Genomic DNA, 22,042 nt, shown 5'->3' on the forward strand with positions numbered 1-22,042 from the left:
CGGGCGCTCGGGGCGATCGCGGGTCTGGACGGCCGGGGCGGGCGAGGACGGCATGCCTGTCGAACGCGCGGCCCCGGTACCGGGTCCGGCCTAGTCGGCCGGTCGCGGTGCGGCTAAAGCACCGTCATGGCTGCAGGCAGGGAGAGCGTACATGTCGGCCGCGACGGCTGGTTATTCCTCACCGGGGGGACCAACCGGGTCATGGACCGGTATCGCGGCGGCCTGCGGCACTGGCTGCTGCTGCGCGGCTGGACACGCCTGATCAAGGCCCGCGCGCGGCGAGCGGAGAGCCTCGGCATCCGCTGCCTCCACGTGGTCGTGCCCGAGAAGCTGTCGGTCTACGACGACAAGACCGACGGCCTGCGCTACGCGCCCGGCAAGGCCTCGACCCGGCGGCTGGCCCGGAGCCTCGCCCGGGACCCGGCCTATCTCGATCTCCTGGCGCCGCTCCGCGCAGCCCGGAACGGGCCGGTGCCGCTCTACCTGCGCACCGACACCCACTGGACGGCGCAGGGCTGCCTGCTGGCCTACCGCGCGATCATGCGGGCGCTCGGGGCGGTCCCGCCGGCCGATATCGGCGCGCGACCGGGCATCGTCTCGGACCAGCTCATGGATCTCGGCGAGAAGCTGCCCGAGCGGCCGCGCGAGCGCCTCGAGCGGTTCATGCTGCAGCGCGACGCGACGCGGGTGGAGACCGGGCCGCTGCTCGCCGCCTACGAGGCGGAGGGACGCGACCGGGAGGTGCATGTCGGCGCGCATGTCGTCTACCGGAACGCGTCACCGGCGGCCGATCCGCGCCGGCTCGTCCTGTTCGGCGATTCCTGCGCCCATTTCGACCCGTTCCTGCTGACGGGTCTCCTCGCCGAGAGCTTCAGCGAGGTGCACTTCGTCTGGTCGTCGAGCCTCGACTGGGCCTATATCGAGCGCGTCCGCGCCGACATCCTGCTGTTCGAGCTCGCCGAGCGCTTCCTCGCCAAGCTCCCGAAGGACGATTTCGACGTGGCCGTCGCCGGCCAGCGCGGGACCGGCGGCCGCCTCGCGAAGCTCCGGGCCGGCGGCCTCGACGCCGTCGGCCGCGGGGCGACGCCTCAGTAGATCGCCTGATCCAGGCGGGCGAAGTCGGCGACGCTCGCCGCCTGGTACTTCGCGAAGGATTCCGGCGCGCAGGCGATGCCGATCATCAGGACGAGGAGCGTCGCGAGGCACGCGAGCGTCGCGGTGACCACGTCGGCGTGGCGCCGGAGGGCGTGGATCACCAGGCACCCGAACGTGAACAGGGCCGCCTCGGCGACGGGCACCAGCGCGAACGACATCACTTCACCTCCATCGATCTCCCACCGGGTCGGGCAGCTGCGACACGCGCACGGCGACGGGTGGGTGACGCGAGTGATGGCCGAGTTTGCTGCACCGCAACAGACGGGCGGGCGCAAGCCTGCCTTGCGTGACGTTCGCGGGCGCGCGGGAACCGGTCCGGGGACGGCGCGACCCCGGGTCGGCGAGGCGCGTTCCGCGCGCGTCTTCACACCGGCGGCGCGAGGCCCATCTCGGTGGGATCGCTCAGGCAAGCGGAGACGACGATGGGCCTCCTCGTGGACGGCATCTGGCGCGACCAGTGGTACGACACCGCCGCGACGGGCGGCCGCTTCGAGCGCAAGGCCTCGGCGTTCCGCAACTGGGTCACCGCCGACGGGTCGCCCGGCCCCTCCGGCGTCGGCGGCTTCCGCGGCGCGCCGGGACGCTACCACCTCTACGTGTCCCTGGCCTGCCCCTGGGCGCACCGCACGCTGATCGGCCGCGCCCTGAAGGGTCTGGAGGAGGCGATCTCCGTGTCGGTGGTCGACCCGCACATGGGCGCGGAGGGCTGGGTCTTCGGCGACACGCCGGGCGCGACGCCGGACCCGATCCACGGCGCCCGGCGCCTCTACGAGGTCTACCTGGCGGCGGACCCGTCCTACAGCGGCCGGGTCACCGTCCCGATCCTCTGGGACCGGGAGCGCGCCACCATCGTGTCGAACGAGTCCGCCGAGATCCTGCGGATGCTGAACGACGCCTTCGGGGGCACCGGCCCCGACCTCTACCCGCGGGACCTGAGCGCCGAGATCGACGTCGTGAACGCCCGCGTCTACGACCGGGTGAACAACGGCGTCTACAAGGCGGGCTTCGCGACGAAGCAGGAGGCCTACGCCCAGGCCTTCGAGGACCTGTTCGCGGAACTCGACGCCCTGGAGGCGCGCCTCGACCGGAGCCGCTACCTCTGCGGGGACCGGCTGACCGAGGCCGACATCCGGCTGTTCACGACGCTGGTGCGGTTCGACGCGGTCTATGTCGGGCACTTCAAGTGCAACAAGCGCCGGGTCGCAGACTATCCGAACCTGTCGAACTACCTGCGCGACCTCTACGCCCTGCCCGGCGTCGCGCCGACCGTGAACCTCACGCATATCAAGCGGCACTATTACGAGAGCCATCCGACCATCAATCCGACGGGGATCGTGCCCCTCGGGCCGGAGCTCGACTTCGCCGCGCCGAACGACCGGGCCCTGCGGTTCGCGGGCTAGCGGGCCGCTCCGCCCACCATCCCCGCTGCGCCCGCCGGGCGGCGGAGCGCCCGCGCTTCCCGGAAACACCCGCCCCGCCGGCGCGCCGTTCTCGGGCCGCGACCCTCGACGGCGTTCGCGGCGCGCCTAGTTCGGCTCTCAACCGGAGGAAGCCCGACACGCCATGACCAAAAGCCTGCGCCTCGCGCTGCTCTGCGCCCTCGTCAGCCTGCCCTCCGCGGCCCGCGCCCAGGCGGCGCTGCGGCTGGACGGGACCTGCGAGAAGCTCGTCATCGGCACGCAGGACCTGAGCGGAACCTGCAGCAGCGTCCTGACGAACGCGGTGAGCCGCAACCGCACGAGCTTCGACTTCACGACCTCCGACGGTCAGACCCTCAGCTTCAGCGGCAACGGCGCCCAGCAGGAGGCCACCGAGGAGACCGATCCGCTGCAGCCGATCAACGTCGTCACCACGGGCAAGGACGGCGCCCCGATCCTCGCGATCGGCGCCTGCCGCTTCTCGACCCCGGAACCCGGGCGCACCGCGATCACCTGCGAGGCCAGCACCGCCGACGGGCGTCCCTTCGCCGGCACGTTCGTGACCGCCGCCAAGGCGGCGGCGGGCGCGCCGGCCGCCGCGCCGCCGCGCTGAGGATCCCGGCCTCTGGGCTGGTCAGACCGGGGCAGAAGCCCCATTTAAGGGGCTCCACGAAAAAGGTTCCGAAGCCAGACCGATGCTCAACGACACCCTCGCCGCGGGCGGTGCCCAGGCCGGCGACACCGGCTCCCTCATCAAGGACACGACCACCGCGAGCTTCCGTCAGGATGTCATCGCCGAGTCGATGAACCGGCCGGTCCTGGTCGACTTCTGGGCGCCCTGGTGCGGGCCCTGCAAGCAGCTCACGCCGGTCCTGGAGAAGGTCGTCCGGGAGGCCGCGGGCGCGGTCGTCCTGGCGAAGATGAACATCGACGAGCATCCCTCGATCGCCGGTCAGCTCGGCATCCAGTCGATCCCGGCGGTCATCGTCTTCCAGAAGGGCCAGCCGGTCGACGGCTTCATGGGCGCGGTCCCGGAGAGCCAGATCAAGGAGCTGATCGCGCGCGTGGCCGGCCCGCAGCAGGACCCGCTGGAGGCGGCCCTCGCCGACGCGGCCGCCCTGATCCAGGAAGGCGACCTCGCCGGCGCCGCCGAGATCTACGCGGCCGTGCTGGAGCAGCAGCCCGACAACGTCACCGCGCTGGCCGGCCTCGCCAAGATGCAGCTGGACGCGGGCGAGATCGAGAACGCCAAGCGCGTGCTGGCGATGGTCCCGGAGGCGAAGGCCGGCGACCCGGCGCTCGTCGGCATCCGCGCCGCCCTCGAACTCGCCGAGCAGGCCGCGTCGCTGGGCGATCTGGCGGGCCTGCAGCGGGAGGTCGAGGCCAACCCGGATGCCCATCAGGCGCGGTTCGATCTCGCGCTCGGGCTCGCCGCCCGGGGCGAGCGCGGCCAGGCGGTCGATCACCTGATCGAGTTGCGCAAGCGCGACAAGGACTGGAACGAGGACGGCGCGCGCAAGCAGCTGCTGCAGTTCTTCGAGGCCTGGGGCGTCATGGACCCCGATACGATTCGCGGCCGGCGCAAGCTCTCGGCACTTCTGTTCTCGTGAGGCACCGGCCCGCGTCACGGCCCACCGATCGGCCCCTCTGGGAGGCGCCATGAGCACCCATGCGAGCTACAAGGGCCCCGCGGACTGCCCGGCCGTGATCCCGGTCTTCCCGCTCTCCGGCGCGCTGCTGCTGCCGCGGGGGCAGATGCCGCTGAACATCTTCGAGCCGCGCTACCTCGCGATGGTCGACGATGCCATGCGGACGGACCGGATCATCGGGATGATCCAGCCCGACCCGGAAGGGTCCGGCGGATCGAATCCGAAGCTCTACCGCGTCGGCTGCGCGGGCCGGGTCACCCAGTACGCCGAGACCGGCGACGGCCGGTACCTGATCTCGCTCACCGGCGTCACCCGGTTCCGGGTCGAGAGCGAGCTGGCCTCGATCGGCCCCTATCGCCGCTGCCACGTCTCCTACGACGCGTTCGCGGTGGACTTCGAGCCGCGGGCGGGCGAGGAGCAGGTCGACCGCGAGGGCGTCCTCAAGGCGCTGCGCGATTTCGTGGAGTCGAACGACCTCAAGGTGGACTGGGCCGGGATCGACGAGGCGCCCGACGAGGCGCTGGTCAACGCCCTGTGCATGATGAGCCCGTTCGGCGTGCGCGAGAAGCAGGCGATGCTGGAAGCTCCCGACCTGAAGACCCGGGCCGAGATCCTGATCGCGGTCACGCAGATGGAACTGGTTCGCGGCTCGAGTCCCGAGTCGCCGATGCAATAGGTTGCCCCACCGATGTCCAACGATCTCACCGCCCCCGTCGAGGCGACCCGCGTCGACCCGAAGCTCCTGGAGATCCTGGTCTGCCCGCTGACCAAGGGCACCCTGGAATACGATTCGGCCCGGCAGGAGCTGATCAGCCGCTCTGCGAAGCTCGCCTACCCGATCCGCGACGGGATCCCGATCATGCTGCCCGAGGAAGCCCGGCCACTCACCGACTGAGCGTCACGAATCGCTCCGGCCGTCCCGCGCGGCGGGGCGGCTTATCATGACGTCAGATGCGGGCGCTCTGGCATCCCGCCGGCACCTCGCCGGCGGACCGGAATCCGGCGCCGCCCCGACGGTCCGGTGGCAGGTCCTCGGCAGCCGACCCGAGCCACCCGCGTCTCTCCCGACGCGGCAGGGGTCGCGACAGTCTCGGGGGCCGCCCCGGCGCGTCCGGCGATCCTCGGCGTCCGCGTTCGCGTCCCGGTCAGCCTGCAGCCCCGACCCGACTTCTCCGCGCAGCGTCGAGACTTCGATGCCCTGGTCAGCAGATCAGTCCACAGCATCGTCCGCAACGAGCTTGACTATTGGCCGGGGGACTCTCGACCGTAATCTATCTTGAACAGGCGGGAGGCGGCCATACTCTTGCCGCTTCCATCGTTCAGCGTCGAGTCATCCTCGATCGATGATTCTGACCGTGCACGCCGCTTCCGGCGGTGTCCGCTTCGCTGAAAGATTGCATCGCATGACCAAGCTGACCGCGGTCGCGGCCCTCGCCGCCGGCCTTCTCCTCCCGATGTGCCTGCCCGCCAGCGCGGGGCCGAGCACGCATAACGGTCGGTGGTCGGTGGAGCTGGTGACGGAGAGCGGCCTGTGCAGCGCCCGCTACACCTACGCGCTCGCGATCCGCGAGGGGCAGGTGCAGCTCATTTCCGGCAGCGCCGGGGCGCAGGTCAACGGCCACGTGCGGCCCGACGGCAGCGTCGGCATCACCGTCAGCAACGGGACGGCGAGCGGCACCGGCACCGGCCGGCTCCAGGCCGGCAGCGGCGCCGGCACCTGGAAGGTCTCGTCCCTGTGCTCCGGCCACTGGACCGCGCGGCGCAGCGACACCCGCACCGCGCAGGCCGACTGAGGTCGCTCAGGCCGCCGCGGCGAGCCAGTTGCGCGCCTCGTCGATGCGGGCGCGCTCGAACACCTTGATCTGGGTCGGCGACACGAAGTTGAAGGTCTCGGCCAGCGCCTTCAGCCAGGGCGCGTCCGTCACCAGGGCGACGTGGCTGATGCTCTTCATCATCGAGATGCCGAAGCGCGGGTCCTTGAAGAAGGCCGCCGGCTCCATGCCCTCGAAGGCGCGGATATCCTCGAGCAGCTTGATCTTGCCGCCCTTGTCGAGGTCGGCCTTCATCGCGGTCATCGCCGCGTTCATCTCCTCGTCGGTGATCTTCCCGTCGACCACGATCTCGGCGACATTCGAATCCGGCGTCTTGGTATAGGTCAGCACTGATCGCTCCTCCGGGAACCGCACGCGTCCCGTAGCCGGTCTCCGACCAGGGTCCGCCGCCCGTGACCTGAGCCATACCCGATCGCGGGACGAACCGGTATGGCTCCGGACCCTCGCTCTGACGTGCCTCCCGACGGCGAACCGGCGTTCGCGAGACCGGGAGGGCCGCGAAGTCTCCTACAAAAAGCTCTGCGGGTCGACATCGATGGCGACCCGGACATTGCCCCGCACCTTCGGGCCGCGGGCGATCCAGGCGCGCAGGTAGGCCTGGAGATCGACGTTGCGCTCGGTCTTCACGAGCAGCCGGAACCGGTAGCGGCCGCGCACCAGGGCGAGGGGCGCCTCGGCGGGCCCGAGCACCATCACGCCCTCCGGCGGCTCCGCCGCGCGGGCCAGCGCCTGCCCGTGCGCCTCCGCGACCTCGCGCTCGCTCGCCGAGACGATCAGGGCCGCGAGCCGCCCGAACGGCGGCAGGCCCGCCGCCTCGCGGGCCTGGATCTCCTCCGCGTAGAAGCGCTCGGCGTCGCCCGAGAGGAGCGCCGCGATCACCGGGTGGTCCGGCTGGTAGGTCTGGACCAGGGCGCGCCCGGGCTTCTCGCCGCGTCCGGCGCGTCCGGTGACCTGCTGGAGCAGCTGGAAGGTGCGCTCCGCCGCCCGCGGGTCGCCCGAGGTCAAGCCGATATCGGCGTCGAGGACGCCGACCAGGGTCAGGAACGGGAAGTTGTGACCCTTGGCCACGAGCTGCGTGCCGATCACCACGTCGCATTCGCCGGCCGCCACCGCCTCGAGTTCCTGGCGCAGGCGCTCGGCGCCGCCGGGGAAATCGCTCGACAGGACGACGATGCGCCGGTCCGGGAACATCTCGGCCGCCTCCTCGGCGATCCGCTCGACGCCGGGCCCGCACGCGGTGAGGTTGTCGAACGTCCCGCACTCGGTGCAGGCTTCCGGCCGGCGCTCGGCGTAGCCGCACTGGTGGCAGACCAGCGCCCGACGGAACCGGTGCTCCACGAGCCAGGTCGAGCAGTTCTTGCACTGGTAGCGGTGTCCGCAGGCGCGGCAGAGGGTCAGCGGCGCATAGCCCCGGCGGTTGAGGAACAGCAGCGCCTGCTCGCCGCGCTCCAGGGTGGCCTTCACGGCGTTGACCAGCGGCGGGCTCAGGAAGCGGCCGCGCTCGGGCTGGTCGAGGCGCATGTCGATGGCGGCGATGTCGGGCAGGCGCCGGCCGCCGAAGCGCTCGGGGAGCAGGACGTGCCGGTAGCGTCCCCTGGCGGCGTTGACGCGGGTCTCGATCGCGGGCGTCGCCGAGGTCAGGACGACCGGGCAGCCCTCGAGGCGCCCGCGCACCACCGCCATGTCGCGGGCGTGGTAATGGACGCCGTCCTCCTGCTTGTAGGCCGTCTCGTGCTCCTCATCGACCACGATCAGGCCGAGCCGCGCGAAGGGCAGGAACAGGGCCGAGCGCGCGCCGACCACCACGAGCGCCTCGCCCTCGGCCACGGCGGCGCGCAGGCGCTCGCGCCGCTTGCCGCCGATCCCGGAATGCCACGCCGCCGGCCGGACCCCGAACCGGGCGGCGAACCGCTCGAGGAACTGCGCCGTCAGGGCGATCTCGGGCATCAGGATCAGGGCCTGCCGCCCGGCCCGGACGCAGGCCGCCACCGCCTCGAAATAGACCTCCGTCTTGCCCGAGCCGGTGACGCCCTCCAGCAGGACCGGGCGGAGATCGTCGGATTCCCGCGGCTGCGCCCGGTCCCACGGGAAGGGCGCGACGAGGGCCGCCACCGCCTCGGCCTGGGCGGGCGAGAGCGGCGCCCGCGGGAAGTCCGGGTCGGGCCGCGGCGCGACCGGCTCCGGCTCGACCGCGACGGTCTCGAGGACGCCGTCGTCGATCAGCCCGTCGNCGTCGACCACCGAGAGCGAGACGCCGGCCTCCTTGGCGAGCGCGCTCTTGCCGCGCAGGGCGCCGTCGGCCGCCGCGGCGAGAACCTTGGTGCGGGCCGGGGTCGGCCGGGACGGGGGCTTGTCGGTGAGGCGCACGGCGACGCGGGCGGTCTCGCCGGCGGCCGCCTCGTCGGGCAGCCGCAGGACCATGGCGAGCGCCGAGCCCTTCGGCGCCAGCGTGTAGCGGGCGATCCAGTCGACGAGGCTGCGCAGCGGCTCCGACAGGGGCGGGTAGGGCAGGCGGCCGGTCACCGGCCGCAGGTTCGAGCCGCCGGGCGTCTCGGTGACGCCCCAGACCACCCCGACGATCTCGCGCGGGCCGAGGGGCACCTGCACCACGTCGCCCGGGGCGAGGTCGAGCCCGGCCGGCGCCACGTAGCTGTAGGGCGTATCGAGGGCGAGCGGGATCAGGATCTCGGCGACGGCGGGCATGCGGGGCTTTTCGGGCGGGTCCGTTCCGGGTCCGTACCATAGGCACGGGAAAAGAACCCGCCGCTTCAGCGATCCCGCAGCGCCGGCACGAGCGGCAGGGCCGCGAGGCTCAGCGCCGCCATCGCCCAGAACGCCGATGCGCCGAACGCCCCGTAGAGCGCCCCGGAGGCCAGCGTCGCGGCGACCCCCGACAGGCCGAGGCCCAGCGTCCCGTAGAGCGCCAGCGCGGTCGTCCGGAGATCGGCCGGCGTCGACGCCTCGATGAGCCCCAGGCAGGCGAGGTGCAGGAGGGCGAAGCTCAGCCCGTGCAGGGACTCGGCGGCGGCGAGCCAGGGAAGCGCGGTCGTGGATGCCAGCACCGCCCAGCGCAGGGCGCCCGCGCAGGCCGCCACCGCGACGCCGGCCGCCGGGCCGATCCGCGCCAGCAGGGGCGGTCCGACCAGCAGGAAGACCAGGACCTCCGCGGCCACCGAGACCGACCAGAGCAGGCCGGCGGTGGTCGCCGCGATCCCGGCGGACCGCCACAGGATGATGGCGAAGCCGTCGTGCATCGCGTGCGCGCCGAACACCAGGGCGGCGACCAGCACCGTGCGGCGGAAGCGCGGCAGGGCCACCAGGGCGGCGAAGCCGTGCCACGGCGCCCCGGTCTCGCCAGGGGCCCGACCGCGAGACGCAGGGCGCCCGCGGCGGCGAGGAGGAGGCCGATCTCGCCGGGCGTCAGGCCGCGCGCGGCGAGGACGCCCGGCAGGACCGGCGACAGCACCCCGTAGGCGCCGTAGAGCGCCGCGTAGAGGACGAGGAACCGGGCGAGCCCGCCCCACCGTCCCGCCCCTGTCGCCCGCCGCTCCATCGGCGGAGCGTAGCACCGGCGGGCGTCCCGGTGTCAGGTCCGCGCCGGGCTCTCGTCAGCAGGGCCGTCGCACGGCGTAGCGGTAGCGCCGCCCCTGCGCGTCGAGCAGCTCGCTGTCCGGCCCTTCCTGCCACACGACCTCGTCCTCGGGACGGGCCGCGTCGGTCAGGGTCGCCCCGCGGACGATGTCGAGGCTGAGGCCGAACCCGTAATTGGTCGCGGTCGCGTCGGTGATCGCGGCCGAGATGTCGGCCTCGTCGGGCAGGCAGGCGAACAGGACGCCGTCGGCGATGGCGAGGGTGTAAGTTTGCACGGATGGCCTCCAGGAGGCTCGAGGAGCGTGGACCGGCTGCGAGGGGCCGAACCTAGGCATCGCGGGCCGGATGTGAACCCTCTCAACCGAGATGCTGCATTGCACCATTTCGTGAGCACGAGCTCCGCGCGAGCCCGCGCCGTCGCGCCTCAGCGACCCAGATGATCGTCGAAGAAGTGCGCCATCTCTCCGAAGACCTCCCGGGTCTCGGGCGAGTCCGGCGTGAACAGGTACTGGGCGTGGGACATGCCCTCGAACACCTGCAGCGACGCCTCGATCCCGGCGGCGCGCAGCTTCCGGTGGGTGCGCACCGTGTTCGACAGGAACAGGTCGCGGGTGCCAGTGACCAGGATCGCGGGCGGCAGGCCGGCGAAGTCGCCGTAGATCGGCGAGAGCTGCGGGTCCTTCAGGTCGCGGCCGGCGGCGTAGAGCTTGGCGGCCGGCGTCAGGTAGCCCGAGTAGCTGACGAGCACGTTGTCGAGCCACTCGTTGGTCCTGTAGCTGTCGCCGGTCTCGGTCATGTCCGACCAGGGCGTCCCGAGGCCGATCGCCGCGGGCAGCGCCAGCCCCTCGGCCTTGGCGCGGAGCATCAGGGCCAGGGTCATGCCGCCGCCCGTGGAGGTGCCGAACACCGCCATGTTCCGCGGCTTCTGCATGGACAGCATGGCCCGCCACACGGCGGTCGCGTCGTCCATGGCGGCGGGGTAGGGCGCCTCCGGCGGCATCCTGTAATCCACCGAGATGACCTTGTAGCCGCCGAGGCCGGCCATCAGGATCGCCTCCAGCGTTCCGGCCTCGCCGGGATTGTAGACGTAGCCGCCCCCGTGGATATGCAGGAGCAGCCGGTCGCGGTTGGCCTCGGGGATGTGCCGGGGCTGGATCACGAAGACCTTCACGCCGCCGATCACCGCGGCCTCGCTGGTGACGCCGAGCTTCTCGCGGAGCGCCGGAAGGGTGGCGGCTCCGGCGGCGGCGAGCTTGTCGACCAGCGCCTTCCAGGCCGCGGCGTCCGGCGGGTTCGCGTTCCAGGCCGGCACCCGGTAGGGCGCCGCCACCGCGGTGCGGAATTGCGGGCTCGTCGTGTCGGGGACCGGCACGACCTTGGCCGGCACCGTCCGCGGCCCCGGGGCGGCGTTGGCCGCGCCCATCTCGGCCTCCAGCTGGGCGAAGCGCGGCACGGCCCGCTCCGCGGGCGCGGCCTGCCCGAGGGCGGCCTGGGTGCCCCAGGCGATCATCAGCAGCGCGGACAGGCTCAGGCGCATCTCAATTCCTCTCGCGGCAGCCCGTTCCGCGACCCGCCTCGGCGGGTGCCGGCCGCGCTCGGCCGACACCTATCGGAGTCGGCAGGCCGCGCCAGCCGCTCGGCTGACGATCGCGGCCGCGCGGTCACGCGCCGAGCCGCGGGAGCGCGGCCGGCGTCTCCGGCTCGACCNGTCGAGCCGGAGACGCCGGCACGGCGCCGTCGCCCGAGAGCGCCTCCGAGATCGCCTCCGGCCCGATCGGGTCCGCGGCCGAGTCGGCGACGCCCGACGGCTCCGGCGTGATCCGGGCGGTCTCGCGACGCGGCCCGGTCTCGGCCGCCGCCGCGTGCTCGTCCGCCACGCCGGCCACCGCCCCGGGGGCGATCAGCCCGATGGCGGCCGCGTGCTCGGCCATGGCGACGCTGTCGGCGGCGAGCACGAGGCTCGATCCGGCCCGGGCGACGGCGCCGGCGAGCCGGACGATCTCCTCGACCCGCGCGGCGCCGCGGGACACGTTGCGGATGTAGACCGCCAGCACCCGCCCGGGATTCTCCTCGACGATCTGCGCGTAGACCTCCGGGTCGTGCTGACCGCTGTCGCCGATCAGCACGAAGGGCAGGTCGCCGTAGAGCGCGAGCATGTGCCGGATCAGCGCCTGCTTGTGGTCGGTGGCCCGGCGCGGCAGCGGGTGGGTCCAGGACAGGCCCCATTCCCGCAGGAACAGCACCGGCCCCGCCGGGATGCCGTGGCGCTGGAAGAACTCCGACAGCATCTCGTAGAGGCCCCAGGGGGCGCGGGAGACGTAGAGCATCGGGTTGCCCTCGTCGCCGCCGACGCCCGCGTGGAGGGCGCGGTAGAGTGCGGTGACGCCCGGGAAGGCGACCCGGCTCTCGGCATCCTCCACGAACAGGCGCCAGAGCATCTTGAGCTTGTTGGCGACGCCGGTGCGCATGACCGTGTCGTCGATGTCGCTGACAACGACGCAGCGGCAGCGGTCGGGCGGGATGAACACCGCGCCCTCGGCGGGGATCGGCGGATCGGCGTCGAGGAGGAGATCGACCGCGTGCCAGTCACCCGTCTCGGCCGGGGGCGTGCGCGGGTGAAGGTGCACGCGGAAATAGCCGTCCCGGTCGGTCTCGACCCGCACGGTGTCGTCGCCGAACCGGGCGGTGACGGCCGCGCCGGCGATCGTCCGCCGGGCGATGCGGCGGCGCAGGTCGCGCCACTGCGCCCGCAGGGATTCGGGATCCTCGCCGGGAATCCCGGGCGACTGCCGGAAGACGCGGCCGATCAGGAACACCTCGTCCCGTGACCCGTAGCCGCGGTAGGGCTCGACCACGAGCCCGCCGCGGCCCTTGCCGCCATGGCCCTGCGCGCGGCGGACCGGCCGCGTGAGGACCCGCAGCGCCTTCGTGGCACCCCTGCGCGCGCGCGAGGCCATGGCGACCGGCCCCCGTCCGGGCGCTCAGGCCTGCGGCAGTTCGGGGCTGAGCCCCATCGCGTCGAGGCCTTCCTCCAGGAGGTCGCCGGCGTCGGGAGAGCCCAGCAGTTCCCGCGCGGCGCCCTCGCCGGCGGCCTCGCGCTCGCGGGCGAAGCGGACAGCCTCGCTCCACTCCTCCGGCTCCATGTCGCCGCGCCCGACGTAGAGGAGGGCGAGCAGCTCGGCCCGGGAATCGTCGTCGAGCCCGGCGATCAGGCCCCGGACCTCGGATTCCGTGGCGTCGTCGGTGCCGGAGACCAGGACGTCGGTGGCGCCGTCGTCGATCGGGTTCGAGCCCGAATCCGGGTCGGTGTCGCCCTCCTTCACCTCGATGGCGCGCAGCCGCGTGACGATGTCGGTGACGGTTTCGACGGCGATGTCCATGCGCTGATCTCCGGGCGCTGAAAGGGTCGGGCCAGCGGGGCCCTCAAGCCGCGACAACGGGCGAGCGGGCCCCGGGTTCGCCCCGTCCCCACCGAAGGCGGGTTGCGTGGTCCGCGCCACTTTCCGGCTCAGCGACCGTGAGTTAGAGGCTGCGAGACTTTTTCGACATCCGGGTCGACATCGGCGATAGACGTGATTTCTGCAAAGACTGCCACGACATCGCCTGCCGATACCGTCATTCCCCCTGCACGCGACGCCGCGTCCCGGTGCTCGGCCCGGCGCCGCGCGGCCATCGCGGCGCTCTGGGCCCTGGCCGGATCCGCGCTCGTCGGGACGCGCTCCGCCGAGGCCCGGCCCGCGGGCTACGAGGGCAGCGCGCCGAGCTGCTTCCTGACCGGGGGCGGCGCGCTCGAGATCTGCCGCGAGGGCTCGGAGGCCGAGGGCGTCCTGATCGCGCCGGCGCCCTGCGCCTTCGTGCGCGGCGTGCAGATCCTGCGGCTCGCCCGCTCCGAGGCGCCCGGCCCACTCCAGGCCGTGTTCCAGGGCCAGACCCCGGTGGCGTCCCGCCGGGACGAGCCCTGCCCGGAGCGGCGCGCCACGGACAGCCGCGACGGCGGCGCCCTGCGCACCGGCCGCACCGTCGAGGCCCTGGTCACGACGCTGCCGCCCTCGGCCGACCGGTTCTGGGTCGACCTGCCGGTCGGCGCCGGCAGGCGGAGCAGGACGCGCCCGCGACGGGTCCGGCCGACGTCCGGCGCCGCGTGCAGATCGAGGCGCGCACCCTCGACTTCCAGACCTTCGAGATCCGGACCCGCACCGCCGACGGCTACGGGCTGGCCTGGACGCCGTTCGAGGCCGGCGCGGGCCGCGGCCGGCGCAGCGATCCGCCCGTCCCGGCCGCGGTGATCGACGAGGCGGGCAAGCCGGTCACGTCGGCCTGCACGGCGCCGGCCTTCGAGACCCACGGACTGGCCGGCTCGATCAGCGTCGTCGACCGCACCTATCACTACATCTACACCGACGTGCTGCCCGAGGATTGCGGCCTCGCCCCCGAGAAGCGCCGCACCGGGCTGTTCCTCCGCACCGCGCAGGACCTGTCGGGGCCGAAGGTCTGGTCGACGGCGCGCAAGATCGCCGGACCGCTCCCGCCCGGAACCCTGGTGCGGGTGGCCCGGGCCAAGGGCATGCAGCGCTGGGCGGTCTCCTACACGTGCCAGCGGCCGGCCAATGCCCCCGGCGGCCCGGTGGCGGATATCTGCCTGCAGTACACGGCCGACCTGAACCTCGACGGGATCGGCGCCCTCAAGCTCTACGCCGATCCGGTGGAGGCGGGCCGCTCCGCCGCCTATCTGGGGCTGCGCTCGGGGGGCGACGGCAGCGGCCGGTACGACCGGAGCGCGCATTTCTGGATGACCGACGCCGAGGGCAACCTCGACACGCCGGCGATCTACCCGAACAAGGCGGGCTTCCTGACCTGGCTCGACCGGCTGGCCCCGACCGCCTCCGGGCGCGACACGTCGAGCCTCTACGGGCGACCCGTCTACTGGGCGACGTGGACGGTGCGCCAGATCGGCGCGCAATAAGTCGCGGGAGGCGCTATATGGGCGGCCGACAAGCCGCTCGAGGCGTGCCTGACGGACCCGATGGAAACCCATATCGACCTGTGGTTCGCCGCGAGCATCGTGGCGATCTCGTTGCTGCTCTCGGCCTTCTTCGCGGGCGCGGAGACCGCCTTCACGGCCGCCTCGCGGGCCCGGATGCACGCCCTCGAGCAGGCGGGCGACCCGCGCGCCGCGATCGTCAATCGCATCCTGGCGATCCGCGAGCGCTTCATCGGCGCGATGCTGATCGGCTACAACATCGTGGCGATCGGCGCCTCGGCCTTCACCACCAGCGTGCTCACCGCGCTGTTCGGCAAGAGCGGCGTGATCTACGCGACCGTCGGCATGTCGGTGCTGGTCATCGTCTTCGCCGAGGTGCTGCCGAAGACGCTGGCGATCTCGAAGCCCGACAAGGCGGCGCTGCTCACCGCACGGCCCGTGGCCTTCGCGGTGGCGCTCATGGGCCCGCTGGCACTCGCCATCGAGCAGGTGGTGCGGGTGATGCTGAAGCCGTTCGGCGTCACCATCGGCGAGCACCAGTCGATCCTCACCGCCGCCGAGGAGTTGCGCGGGCAGGTGGCGCTGATGCACCGCGAGGGCGGCGTCGCCAAGGCCGAGCGCGACATGCTGGGCGGCCTGCTCGACCTCTCGGACCTGTCGGTCTCCGACGTGATGGTCCACCGCACCAAGATGCGGGCGATCGACGCCGACCAGCCCTCCGAGGACATCGTCCGCGCGGTGCTGTCCTCGCCCTACACCCGCATGCCGCTGTGGCGCGGCACGCCCGAGAACATCGTCGGCGTGCTCCACGCCAAGGACCTGCTGCGGGCGCTCGATGCCGCCGGAGGCGACGCCTCCGGGCTCAAGGTCGAGGCGCTGGCGCTCGAGACGTGGTTCGTGCCGGGCACGACGTCGCTGCGCGCCCAGCTCAAGGCCTTCCTGACCAAGAAGACCCACTTCGCCCTGGTGGTCGACGAGTACGGCGAGGTGATGGGGCTGGTGACGCTGGAGGACATCCTCGAGGAGATCGTCGGCGAGATCGCCGACGAGCACGACGTCACGGTCTCGGGCGTGCGGCCGCAGGGGGACGGGTCGGTGAACGTGGACGGCGGCGTGCCGATCCGCGACCTGAACCGGGCCATGGACTGGAACCTGCCCGACGAGGAGGCGACCACCATCGCCGGCCTCGTCATCCACGAGGCCCGGACCATCCCGGACCAGGGGACGGCCTTCAACTTCCACGGCTTCCGCTTCCAGGTGCTGCGGAAGGCCAAGAACCGCATCACCACGCTGCGCATCACGCCGCTGACCGCGGCGGGGATCCAGGCCGCCGCGCTGCCGGACGCGCAGCGCGACGCGGTGTGACGGCGGCGGGCGACCGGCGCGGGCGGGGTCTGCCCCCGCCCGCGCCGCGCGCGGAGGTCCTCAGCCCGGCATCGCCTCCAGCCCCTCGGCGCGGATCCAGTCGCGGGTCCGGTCCAGCGCCCGGCCGAGCCGGTCGAACAGGGCGTCGATCTCGTCCGGCGCGATGATCAGCGGCGGGCAGACGGCGACGCGGTCCCCGGCGAGCGCCCGCACGATCAGCCCCTCGCCCTGCGCGAAGGCGACGCAGCGGGCGGCCACGCCCTTCTTCGGGTCGTACTGACGCTTGGTGGTCTTGTCGGCGACGATCTCCAGGCCGCCGATCAGCCCGAGCCCGCCGGCCGGCGCTGGAACTGCGGCGCCTTCTCGGCCGCCCCCTCGATCACCCGGTCGCGGCGGTAGATCTCGATCGCCTTCAGCGCCACCGCGGCGGCCACCGGATGCCCGGAATAGTGAAACGACGTCGTGTCCGTCTTGTCGATCGTCTCGCTCATCGGGTGGTCCCCCTTGATTGTGCCCGCAGGGGCGGCCCTCGCGGGCCAAAGCGGGCATGCAAGCCTGTCCGGACGGCTGCCGATCTGGGGTCCGCGTCAGAACATCCCGCGGAATGCGCGGCGGATGCGGGCGCGTCCGATCCGGCCATCGCGCAGATGGGGCCGGAACAGCTTCCTGAGGGCGTAGACCGCAAGAGCGTACTCGGCGCGGATCCAGTCGCGGGTCCGGTCCAGCGCCCGGCCGAGCCGGTCGAACAGGGCGTCGATCTCGTCCGGCGCGATGATCAGCGGCGGGCAGACGGCGACGCGGTCCCCGGCGAGCGCCCGCACGATCAGCCCCTCGCCCTGCGCGAAGGCGACGCAGCGGGCGGCCACGCCCTTCTTCGGGTCGTACTGACGCTTGGTGGTCTTGTCGGCGACGATCTCCAGGCCGCCGATCAGCCCGAGCCCGCCGGCCTCGCCCACGATGTCGTGCCCGGCCAGGGCCGCCAGCCGGCGCTGGAACTGCGGCGCCTTCTCGGCCGCCCCCTCGATCACCCGGTCGCGGCGGTAGATCTCGATCGCCTTCAGCGCCACCGCGGCGGCCACCGGATGCCCGGAATAGGTGGTGCCGTGGCCGAACGTGCCGATCTTCTCGCTCTGGCCGATCAGCGCCTCGTAGAGCGGCGCGTCGATGCTCACGCCGCCGAGCGGCATGTAGGCCGAGGTCAGGGCCTTGGCGAAGGAGATCGAATCGGGCCGGGCGCCCACCGCCTCGCTGCCGAACCACGTGCCGAGCCGGCCGAAGCCGCAGATCACCTCGTCGGCGATGAAGCGGACGTCGTACTTCGCCAGCACCGCCTGGATGGCGGCGAAGTACCCCCGCGGCGGCACGATCGCGCCGCCCGCGCCCATCACCGGCTCGGCGATGAAGGCCGCCACCGTGTCCGGGCCCTCGCGCAGGATCGTCTCCTCCAGCTCGGCGGCGAGGCGCGCCGAGTAGGCCTCCTCGCTCTCGCCCGGCTCGGCGCCCCGGTAGTGGTGCGCGGGCGAGACGTGGAGGAAGCCCGGCAGCGGCAGGTCCCAGTCGGCGTGGTTCGCGGCGAGCCCGGTCATCGACGCGCTCGCCACCGTGACGCCGTGATAGCCCTTCTGGCGGGCGATGATCTTCTTCTTCTTCGGCCGGCCGAGGGCGTTGTTGTAATACCAGGTCAGCTTGACCTGCGTGTCATTGGCCTCCGACCCGGAAGAGGTGAAGAAGATCTTCGAGGTCGGGACCGGCATCAGCTCCTTGAGCGTCTCGGCGAGCTCGATGCCCGGATCGTGGCTGCGCCCGGAGAACAGGTGCGTGAACGGCAGGCGCGCCATCTGCGCCCGGGCCGCCTCCACGAGTTCCGCGTTCGAGTAGCCCAGCGCCGTGCACCACAGGCCGGACATGCCCTCGATGTAGGAGCGTCCCTCGGCGTCGTAGACGTGCACACCCTCGCCGCGCTCCAGGACGAGCGGACCGGTCTGCCGGTGCGTCGACAGGTTGGTGTAGGGATGGAGGAGGGTTTCGACGTCGCGGGTCGCGAGGTTCGACAGCATGGTTCGCAAGGTCCTCGTGCGCGGGTGACCGCCGCCACACTACCGACCCGATGCCCCGGCAGGTAGCCCGGAGGATCCGCGTCCGTCCGTTGCCGGGCGCATGCCGTCAGCACCGCTCCCAGCACCGACCCTCGCCGCGCCCCACAGATGCTCGATCCGGAAGCCTACGTCGCACAACCCGCCCCCGGCCGCGCCTGCGGCGCCTGCACGCTGTGCTGCAAGGTCTACGACGTGCCCGCGGTCGAGAGCGTCGCGGGCCAGTGGTGCCGCCACACGAAGGCGGGCCAGGGCTGCGCCATCCACGCCAACCGCCCGGACCATTGCCGGGCCTTCCACTGCCTCTGGATGACGGAGAGCTGGCTCGGCCCGGAATGGAAGCCGGACCGCGCCAAGATGGTCCTGAGCCTCGACCCGCTCACCCGCAACATGAACGTGCAGGTCGATCCCGGACAGGCGAACGCGTGGCGGCGCGAGCCCTATTACGGGCAGCTCAGGCGCTGGGCCGTGGCCTCGGTGCCCCTGCGGCGGCACGTGCTGGTCCACGTCAACAAGAGCACCACCGTCATCCTGCCCGATCGCGACGTCAGCCTCGGGATCGTCGGCGCCGACGAGCGCATCGTCACCACCGACCGGATGACGCCCCAGGGCCCGAGCTTCGACGTCCGGAAGGTGCCGGCCTGAGCCGGGCGTGCGGCGGGATCTCGCAGACCGGCGCCCGCTCAGCGCTCGGTGCCGGAATGCCTGCGCATGACCGGGGATTCGACCACCAGGAACGTCATCTGGAACAGGATCAGCCCCGTCCGGTCCGTCACCTCGATCCGCCAGTCCTCGCCGAGGGCGATGCGCTGGGCGTCCTGCTTCAGGATGTCGCCGGCGCGCCGGACGGCTTCGAGCCGGGCGGATTGCCAGTCCGGCAGTTCCGTTCCCGCGGCGTCCAGGATCGTGGATCCGTCGTGGATGTTGAAGTGATAGCGCGGCATCCACACGTCCCGGTCGGGTCCAGGCGGGGGATGCAGGTACCCCTCACTCGCGGCCGTGCCGAGTCTCGTCGCCGCGATTGACGGACCCACTACGCCACCCGCGCCGGCTCGGCCATATACGGGGTTAGTGTCGGGGCCGGGATCCCGGCCCCGCGTCGCGAGTCGAGGCGATGTCGCGACGCGCGAGCCTTGCGGATCCGGCCGGTTTGCCCGAGGGATCGGCCATGACGACCGTACACGATTTCCGCGTCTCCGCGGCCGACGGAACGCCGTACCCGCTCGCGCAGCATCGCGGTCAGGTGTTGCTCATCGTGAACACGGCCTCCCGCTGCGGCTTCACACCGCAATACGAGGGGCTCGAGGCGCTCTGGCGCCGCCACCGGGACGCGGGCCTGACGGTCCTGGGCTTCCCCTGCAACCAGTTCGGCGCGCAGGAGCCGGGCGACGCCGCCGAGATCGCGAGCTTCTGCGCGCTGCGCTACGACGTGAGCTTCCCGGTGCTCGCCAAGATCGCGGTGAACGGGTCGGGCGCCGACCCGCTCTACGCCCATCTCACCCGGGCCCGCGCGGGGCTGTTCGGCACGCGGGCTGTGAAGTGGAACTTCACCAAGTTCCTGGTGGGTCGCGACGGCCGGGTCATCGCCCGGTTTGCGCCCGGGACGAAGCCCGCGGCCCTGGAGGCGAAGATCCAGGCGGCGCTGACCGAGCCCGCCTGAGCCGCGCCCACGTCAGACCGCGCCGAGATCCGCGGCTTCGGCGGAGACCGCGCGGCGCGCGTCGATCCGTTCGCGCACGCGCAGCACCGTCCGCAGGGGCGCGATCGGGAACGGGCGCACCGACTCGCGCAGGATCCCCGCCAGGAACCGGATCTCGGCAATCTTGCGCAAGGTCAGATCGGACGCGCCGCCGCTCTGAGCTCGGCGCTCGAGGTCCGAGAGGGCGTCGAACAGGGCGTATCGACCGTCCAGATCCCGAGAAGACTGCTTCGGCGCGATCAGATGAGCCAGCTCGCCTTCAAAACTGCATCGGACAGGCTGATCAGCACGCATCGTCGACTCGAACACAATGTGCGTCGACCCTAAAACAATGTTCGCGCTTTGTCAGCCGCCGGCGCCGCGCGGGCGCCGCGAATGCGGGATTGTTGCGCAATTGCATCTGCGCGACCGCCCCGCACCGCGGGCCAAGCCTCAGACGCCGGCCCCCACGAAGGCGGCGGCCGCATCGAACTCCGTCCGGCGCGCCTCGAGGCGGGCCTCAGCCTCGGCGTCGCGCCCCCAGACGGCGGCCTGATAGGTCTCGTCCACGTGGGCCGCGGCCCAGGCCTCGGCCGGTGTCAGCCGGCCCTCGAGAACCGCCAGGGCGATCAGCAGGGAGCCGGTCAGCGTGGTCAGGGTGTGCAGGCCCGCCAGCCGGAACGGGTCGGTCACCGCGTTCACGGCCGCGGAGAGCGCCCGGATCGTGTCGGGCGGCTGCGCGACGTGCATGACGCCCTCGCTCAGGATCACCCGCGCACCGAACGCGTCCCGTGCCCAGGCGAGGATCGGATCCCAGGCCTCCGCCTGGGCCGCCACGAGGCGCTCCGGATCCCCGGCGCGGTAGGCCACGAGATCGGTCCCCGCGTAGGCGCAGAGATCCGCCGCGACCTCGGCGAGGCGGGGCGTGACGCCGTCGATCGCCGTGTTGGCCAGCCGGGTCAGGGGCATCCGCGCGGGGTCGATCGATGTGTCCTGGGCCTGCCACTCCGCCGCGACGCGCTCGGCCAGGGTCCGGCTGGGGAGGCGCAGCGGGTTGCGGGCCGGCGTGTTGGCCGGACGTCCGTCCAGGGTCAGCCGGAATCCGTCGGCATCTTCGGAGAAGCCGGCTTCCTTGTAGAAGCGGTGGGGCAGGGCCGGCTTGGCGTGGCCGCGGGCCGCCCGGACCGGATCCGGCCTGTCACCGTCGCTCGGCTGCCCGAGCCAGTCTGTCGTCTGATCGCTCATGGAGGCGAGATAGGCGCTTCCGGCCCCGCGCGCGAGCCTCTCCCGCCATCAGGCGCCCGTCGCGAGCCCCTCCAGAAGCAGCGCCTCCAGCGCGGCGGCGCTCGGGACGACCGTCACGGCCCCGGCCCCGTAGAGCGCGTCCGGCGGGTGGTAGCCCCAGGCGACCCCGACGGCCGTCGCGCCGGCCGCCACGCCCATGGCGATGTCGAAGGTCGTGTCGCCGACCATCAGGGTGGCCTCGGGCTCGCAGCCGGCCTCGCGGATCGCCTGCTGCAGCATGGTCGGATCCGGCTTCGACGGCGCGTCGTCGGCGCTCTGGGTGGTGGCGAACCAGCCTGCCCAGCCGTAATGCGCGATGAGCCTGTCGACGCCGCGCCGCGACTTGCCGGTGGCGAGGCCGATCAGCACGTCGGAGCGCCCGTGCAGGCGGGTCAGCAGGTCGGCCATGCCGGGGAACAGGGGTTCCTCGTGGGCGGGGTCGAGCCGCAGGCGGTTGTAGGCCTGCTTGTAGCTCTCCGAGAGTTCCGCGACCGGCCCGTCCTCGCCGACCAGGCGCCGGAAGGCCTGCGGCAGCGACAGACCCACGACCGACAGGGCCTCCCGTCGCCCCGGCGCCGGCAGGCCGTTCTCCGCGAAGGCCACCTCCTGGGCCGCCACGATCAGGTGCTGGCTGTCGACGAGGGTGCCGTCGACGTCGAAGACGACGAGCCTCATCGCGACCCACGCGCCGCGAGTCGCGCCGAGAGCCGCTCCGAGCGCGCGGGTGGAGAGAGCCGGGTCGCCGTCACGGCTTCCGGCCCGGCTGGGCCGGCGCGGCCGCGGCGGGCTGGCCGCCGGGGACCCGGNGGGCGCCGGGGCCGGATGTGGGGCCGCGGTCTCGGGCGGGTGGGTGCCGTTGGCCGTCGGCGCCGCCCTGGTCGTCTCGCCCGGGGCGGCATGCGCGATCGGCCCGGTGAGGCACAGGGCGGCGAGGCAGGCCAGCATCGCGAGCTTCATGTGTCAGGGTCTCGAACCGCCGGGAACAGGCCCCGCGGC

24 protein-coding genes and 2 pseudogenes are annotated in these 22,042 nt (G+C 72.7%); 11 read left to right on the top strand and 15 right to left on the bottom strand.

The features are described from left to right. Positions 1 to 126 precede the first annotated feature (126 nt). Positions 127 to 1,095: an alginate O-acetyltransferase AlgX-related protein gene (locus tag MMR14E_RS01600; RefSeq protein WP_331312525.1), complete on the top strand. Its 969-nt coding sequence runs from the start codon at positions 127 to 129 to the stop codon at positions 1,093 to 1,095. On the opposite strand, the gene MMR14E_RS01605 is transcribed toward MMR14E_RS01600, so the two are convergent. Continuing rightward, positions 1,089 to 1,313 carry a hypothetical protein gene (locus MMR14E_RS01605; protein ID WP_042671783.1) on the bottom strand — a complete coding sequence of 75 codons (225 nt, stop codon included), beginning with the start codon at positions 1,311 to 1,313 and terminating at the stop codon, positions 1,089 to 1,091. The genes MMR14E_RS01600 and MMR14E_RS01605 overlap by 7 nt on opposite strands. A 264-nt stretch (positions 1,314 to 1,577) precedes the next feature. On the opposite strand from MMR14E_RS01605, the gene MMR14E_RS01610 reads away from it, so the two are divergent. The 6 genes from MMR14E_RS01610 to MMR14E_RS01635 all read left to right on the top strand — a co-directional run bounded on the left by MMR14E_RS01610 (position 1,578) and on the right by MMR14E_RS01635 (position 6,015). Continuing rightward, positions 1,578 to 2,555: a glutathione S-transferase family protein gene (locus MMR14E_RS01610; RefSeq protein ID WP_331312526.1), complete on the top strand. Its 978-nt coding sequence runs from the start codon at positions 1,578 to 1,580 to the stop codon at positions 2,553 to 2,555. 163 nt (positions 2,556 to 2,718) lie between these two features. After that, positions 2,719 to 3,186, top strand: a complete 468-nt coding sequence (locus MMR14E_RS01615) for a hypothetical protein (protein ID WP_331312527.1) — start codon at positions 2,719 to 2,721, stop codon at positions 3,184 to 3,186. A gap of 82 nt (positions 3,187 to 3,268) precedes the next feature. Beyond that, positions 3,269 to 4,183: a thioredoxin gene (gene trxA / locus MMR14E_RS01620; protein WP_331312528.1), complete on the top strand. Its 915-nt coding sequence runs from the start codon at positions 3,269 to 3,271 to the stop codon at positions 4,181 to 4,183. A gap of 49 nt (positions 4,184 to 4,232) precedes the next feature. Beyond that, entirely contained in the window at positions 4,233 to 4,898 is a 666-nt protein-coding gene (locus tag MMR14E_RS01625; RefSeq protein WP_331312529.1) for an LON peptidase substrate-binding domain-containing protein, read from the top strand. 12 nt (positions 4,899 to 4,910) lie between these two features. Beyond that, a complete protein-coding gene (locus MMR14E_RS01630; RefSeq protein WP_020093643.1) occupies positions 4,911 to 5,117 on the top strand; it encodes a Trm112 family protein in 207 nt (68 codons plus the stop codon). Positions 5,118 to 5,625: 508 nt separating this feature from the next. Next, positions 5,626 to 6,015 (top strand): hypothetical protein, encoded by a 390-nt coding sequence (locus MMR14E_RS01635; protein WP_331312530.1) that lies wholly within the window; start codon positions 5,626 to 5,628, stop codon positions 6,013 to 6,015. Between the two features lie 6 nt (positions 6,016 to 6,021). Here the strand turns inward: MMR14E_RS01635 and MMR14E_RS01640 are convergent, their stop codons facing one another. From MMR14E_RS01640 to MMR14E_RS01675, 8 genes and pseudogenes are all read right to left on the bottom strand, one after another. After that, a complete protein-coding gene (locus MMR14E_RS01640; RefSeq protein ID WP_331312531.1) occupies positions 6,022 to 6,384 on the bottom strand; it encodes an STAS/SEC14 domain-containing protein in 363 nt (120 codons plus the stop codon). A gap of 177 nt (positions 6,385 to 6,561) precedes the next feature. Continuing rightward, the gene (locus tag MMR14E_RS01645; RefSeq protein ID WP_331312532.1) at positions 6,562 to 8,757 is read right to left on the bottom strand and encodes a primosomal protein N'; all 2,196 of its coding nucleotides are present in this window, start codon (positions 8,755 to 8,757) and stop codon (positions 6,562 to 6,564) included. Positions 8,758 to 8,822: 65 nt separating this feature from the next. Beyond that, positions 8,823 to 9,607, bottom strand: a pseudogene (locus tag MMR14E_RS01650) (MFS transporter). A gap of 55 nt (positions 9,608 to 9,662) precedes the next feature. Next, complete coding sequence (locus MMR14E_RS01655; protein WP_020093648.1) at positions 9,663 to 9,920, bottom strand: hypothetical protein; 258 nt, start codon at positions 9,918 to 9,920, stop codon at positions 9,663 to 9,665. 149 nt (positions 9,921 to 10,069) lie between these two features. Then, positions 10,070 to 11,182, bottom strand: a complete 1,113-nt coding sequence (locus MMR14E_RS01660; protein WP_331312534.1) for an alpha/beta hydrolase — start codon at positions 11,180 to 11,182, stop codon at positions 10,070 to 10,072. Between the two features lie 124 nt (positions 11,183 to 11,306). After that, positions 11,307 to 12,602, bottom strand: a complete 1,296-nt coding sequence (locus MMR14E_RS01665) for an App1 family protein (protein ID WP_331312535.1) — start codon at positions 12,600 to 12,602, stop codon at positions 11,307 to 11,309. A gap of 24 nt (positions 12,603 to 12,626) precedes the next feature. Beyond that, positions 12,627 to 13,025: a DUF3775 domain-containing protein gene (locus tag MMR14E_RS01670; protein WP_331312536.1), complete on the bottom strand. Its 399-nt coding sequence runs from the start codon at positions 13,023 to 13,025 to the stop codon at positions 12,627 to 12,629. Positions 13,026 to 13,387: 362 nt separating this feature from the next. Then, positions 13,388 to 13,681, bottom strand: coding sequence for a hypothetical protein (locus tag MMR14E_RS01675; protein WP_331312537.1), 294 nt, complete (start codon positions 13,679 to 13,681; stop codon positions 13,388 to 13,390). Positions 13,682 to 13,786: 105 nt separating this feature from the next. Here MMR14E_RS01675 and MMR14E_RS01680 point away from each other — a divergent pair, with 105 nt between their 5' ends. Together MMR14E_RS01680 and MMR14E_RS01685 are read left to right on the top strand one after the other, a co-directional pair. Further along, positions 13,787 to 14,608: a hypothetical protein gene (locus tag MMR14E_RS01680; protein ID WP_331312538.1), complete on the top strand. Its 822-nt coding sequence runs from the start codon at positions 13,787 to 13,789 to the stop codon at positions 14,606 to 14,608. A gap of 60 nt (positions 14,609 to 14,668) precedes the next feature. Next, entirely contained in the window at positions 14,669 to 15,991 is a 1,323-nt protein-coding gene (locus tag MMR14E_RS01685; protein ID WP_331312539.1) for an HlyC/CorC family transporter, read from the top strand. A gap of 60 nt (positions 15,992 to 16,051) precedes the next feature. Here the strand turns inward: MMR14E_RS01685 and MMR14E_RS01690 are convergent. Both MMR14E_RS01690 and MMR14E_RS01695 read right to left on the bottom strand, forming a co-directional pair. Next, positions 16,052 to 16,443 (bottom strand): annotated as a pseudogene (locus tag MMR14E_RS01690) (aspartate aminotransferase family protein); the annotation flags it as partial. A gap of 135 nt (positions 16,444 to 16,578) precedes the next feature. Further along, positions 16,579 to 18,048, bottom strand: coding sequence for an aminotransferase (locus MMR14E_RS01695; protein WP_331312540.1), 1,470 nt, complete (start codon positions 18,046 to 18,048; stop codon positions 16,579 to 16,581). Positions 18,049 to 18,195: 147 nt separating this feature from the next. Between MMR14E_RS01695 and MMR14E_RS01700 the strand changes: the two genes are divergently transcribed. Beyond that, positions 18,196 to 18,729, top strand: coding sequence for a hypothetical protein (locus tag MMR14E_RS01700; protein ID WP_331312541.1), 534 nt, complete (start codon positions 18,196 to 18,198; stop codon positions 18,727 to 18,729). 38 nt (positions 18,730 to 18,767) lie between these two features. Here the strand turns inward: MMR14E_RS01700 and MMR14E_RS01705 are convergent, their stop codons facing one another. Next, a complete protein-coding gene (locus MMR14E_RS01705) occupies positions 18,768 to 19,028 on the bottom strand; it encodes a DUF6894 family protein (RefSeq protein WP_331312542.1) in 261 nt (86 codons plus the stop codon). Between the two features lie 224 nt (positions 19,029 to 19,252). On the opposite strand from MMR14E_RS01705, the gene MMR14E_RS01710 reads away from it, so the two are divergent. Continuing rightward, positions 19,253 to 19,744 (top strand): glutathione peroxidase, encoded by a 492-nt coding sequence (locus tag MMR14E_RS01710; RefSeq protein WP_331312543.1) that lies wholly within the window; start codon positions 19,253 to 19,255, stop codon positions 19,742 to 19,744. A 12-nt stretch (positions 19,745 to 19,756) separates the two neighbouring features. Here the strand turns inward: MMR14E_RS01710 and MMR14E_RS01715 are convergent, their stop codons facing one another. From MMR14E_RS01715 to MMR14E_RS01725, 3 genes are all read right to left on the bottom strand, one after another. Continuing rightward, positions 19,757 to 20,092 (bottom strand): hypothetical protein, encoded by a 336-nt coding sequence (locus MMR14E_RS01715; protein ID WP_331312544.1) that lies wholly within the window; start codon positions 20,090 to 20,092, stop codon positions 19,757 to 19,759. Between the two features lie 123 nt (positions 20,093 to 20,215). Then, on the bottom strand, positions 20,216 to 21,007 hold the full coding sequence (locus tag MMR14E_RS01720; RefSeq protein WP_331312545.1) for an ATP12 family chaperone protein: 792 nt from the start codon (positions 21,005 to 21,007) through the stop codon (positions 20,216 to 20,218). Between the two features lie 48 nt (positions 21,008 to 21,055). After that, positions 21,056 to 21,721 (bottom strand): HAD-IA family hydrolase, encoded by a 666-nt coding sequence (locus tag MMR14E_RS01725; protein ID WP_331312573.1) that lies wholly within the window; start codon positions 21,719 to 21,721, stop codon positions 21,056 to 21,058. Between the last annotated feature and the right edge of the window lie 321 nt (positions 21,722 to 22,042).

This window comes from Methylobacterium mesophilicum (assembly GCF_036441335.1).
GTDB classification, from domain to species: Bacteria; Pseudomonadota; Alphaproteobacteria; order Rhizobiales; family Beijerinckiaceae; genus Methylobacterium; species Methylobacterium mesophilicum_B.

Coding starts and splice junctions, on each gene's coding strand:
- MMR14E_RS01600 (WP_331312525.1), top strand. CDS start 127: ATGGCTGCAGGCAGGGAGAGCGTACATGTCGGCCGCGACGGCTGGTTA.
- MMR14E_RS01605 (WP_042671783.1), bottom strand. CDS start 1,313: ATGTCGTTCGCGCTGGTGCCCGTCGCCGAGGCGGCCCTGTTCACGTTC.
- MMR14E_RS01610 (WP_331312526.1), top strand. CDS start 1,578: ATGGGCCTCCTCGTGGACGGCATCTGGCGCGACCAGTGGTACGACACC.
- MMR14E_RS01615 (WP_331312527.1), top strand. CDS start 2,719: ATGACCAAAAGCCTGCGCCTCGCGCTGCTCTGCGCCCTCGTCAGCCTG.
- trxA (WP_331312528.1), top strand. CDS start 3,269: ATGCTCAACGACACCCTCGCCGCGGGCGGTGCCCAGGCCGGCGACACC.
- MMR14E_RS01625 (WP_331312529.1), top strand. CDS start 4,233: ATGAGCACCCATGCGAGCTACAAGGGCCCCGCGGACTGCCCGGCCGTG.
- MMR14E_RS01630 (WP_020093643.1), top strand. CDS start 4,911: ATGTCCAACGATCTCACCGCCCCCGTCGAGGCGACCCGCGTCGACCCG.
- MMR14E_RS01635 (WP_331312530.1), top strand. CDS start 5,626: ATGACCAAGCTGACCGCGGTCGCGGCCCTCGCCGCCGGCCTTCTCCTC.
- MMR14E_RS01660 (WP_331312534.1), bottom strand. CDS start 11,182: ATGCGCCTGAGCCTGTCCGCGCTGCTGATGATCGCCTGGGGCACCCAG.
- MMR14E_RS01670 (WP_331312536.1), bottom strand. CDS start 13,025: ATGGACATCGCCGTCGAAACCGTCACCGACATCGTCACGCGGCTGCGC.
- MMR14E_RS01685 (WP_331312539.1), top strand. CDS start 14,669: ATGGAAACCCATATCGACCTGTGGTTCGCCGCGAGCATCGTGGCGATC.
- MMR14E_RS01695 (WP_331312540.1), bottom strand. CDS start 18,048: ATGCTGTCGAACCTCGCGACCCGCGACGTCGAAACCCTCCTCCATCCC.
- MMR14E_RS01700 (WP_331312541.1), top strand. CDS start 18,196: ATGCTCGATCCGGAAGCCTACGTCGCACAACCCGCCCCCGGCCGCGCC.
- MMR14E_RS01705 (WP_331312542.1), bottom strand. CDS start 19,028: ATGCCGCGCTATCACTTCAACATCCACGACGGATCCACGATCCTGGAC.
- MMR14E_RS01710 (WP_331312543.1), top strand. CDS start 19,253: ATGACGACCGTACACGATTTCCGCGTCTCCGCGGCCGACGGAACGCCG.
- MMR14E_RS01720 (WP_331312545.1), bottom strand. CDS start 21,007: ATGAGCGATCAGACGACAGACTGGCTCGGGCAGCCGAGCGACGGTGAC.
- MMR14E_RS01725 (WP_331312573.1), bottom strand. CDS start 21,721: ATGAGGCTCGTCGTCTTCGACGTCGACGGCACCCTCGTCGACAGCCAG.